Consider the following 1,270-nt stretch of genomic DNA (forward strand, 5'->3'; position numbering starts at 1 on the left):
ACCTAGTGCGTTGACCACATACGTTCGCCGGGTTGGGGACACGCCGGACAAGATCCCCGACGGCGGCTCGTGGTGATCTCATGCTCGGTGGTGACGTAGTCGCCGCCGCATGAGGATGGGTCGATGGCCGAGCCGGTCAGAGCACGTCGATTAACCGAGGACGAGGGCCGCCGTCTGCTGAACTACGTGCGGCGCGGCAAGCAGGGCACGATCCGGATGCGCCGGGCGATGATCATCCTGGCGTCGTCGTCCGGGACGCCGGCGCCGTCGATCGCCCGGCTGGTCGCGGCGGACGTCGACACCGTGCGGGACGTGATCCACGACTTCAACGCCCGCGGCCTGGCGGCGCTGGACCCTAGGTGGGCGGGAGGCCGTCCCCGCCTGATCGGCCCCGACGACATCGCGTTCGTCGTGGCGACGGCCAAGGCCCGCCCCGCGAGGGCGGGCCTGCCCTTCACCCGGTGGAGCCTGCGCAAACTCGCCGCCCACCTGCACCGCAACCCGACCCGGCGGGTCCGTATCGGTCGGGAACGGCTGCGGCAGGTCCTGCGCGAGCACGGGATCAGCTTCCAACGGACCCGGACCTGGAAGACCTCCAACGACCCCGCTTTCGACGCCAAACTCGACCGCATCGACGAGGTCCTGACCCGCTTCCCGAATCGGTGTTTCGCCTTCGACCAGTTCGGACCACTCTCGATCCGTCCGCACCACGGCTCCGGCTGGGCACCACGCAAGCACCCCGACCGACTGCCGGCGACCTACCGGCGCACCCACGGCATCCGCTACTTCCACGGCTGCTACTCCATCGGCGACGACAGGCTCTGGGGCGTCACCCGCCGCCGCAAAGGCGGCGACCACAGCCTGGCCGCCCTCAAATCGATCCGGGCGGCCAGACCGGACGGCGCACCGATCTACGTGATCATGGACAACCTGTCGGCCAACAAGACCCCGAAAATCCTCGGCTGGGCGGCCGACAACAACGTCGAGATCTGCCTGACCCCGACCTACGCCTCCTGGGCCAACCCCATCGAGCCGCAGTTCGGACCGCTGCGCACCTTCGTCATCGCCAACTCCGTTCATCCCAACCACACCGTGTTGGCCAGTGAGCTGCAACGACACCTCCGCTGGCGCAACGCCAACGCCCGCCACCCCGACGTCCTCGACGCCCAACGCCGCGAACGAGCCCGCATCCGCAGCGAACGCCACCAACGCTGGGGCCGACCACGAGCAGCCTGACCAACCCGGCGAACGTTCGTGGTCAGCGCACTAG

At 69.0% G+C, this 1,270-nt stretch carries 1 protein-coding gene; it reads left to right on the forward strand.

Annotated elements, in window-relative coordinates:
• The first annotated feature begins 123 nt into the window (after positions 1–123).
• Entirely contained in the window at positions 124–1,236 is a 1,113-nt protein-coding gene (locus ADK67_RS08890) for an IS630 family transposase (protein WP_053715925.1), read from the forward strand.
• The last annotated feature ends 34 nt before the right edge of the window (positions 1,237–1,270 follow it).

It is taken from the genome of Saccharothrix sp. NRRL B-16348 (genome assembly GCF_001280085.1).
GTDB lineage: Bacteria > Actinomycetota > Actinomycetes > Mycobacteriales > Pseudonocardiaceae > Actinosynnema.

Bases quoted from the DNA above. Each gene is read 5' to 3' on its own strand.
- ADK67_RS08890 (WP_053715925.1), top strand. From the start codon at position 124: ATGGCCGAGCCGGTCAGAGCACGTCGATTAACCGAGGACGAGGGCCGC.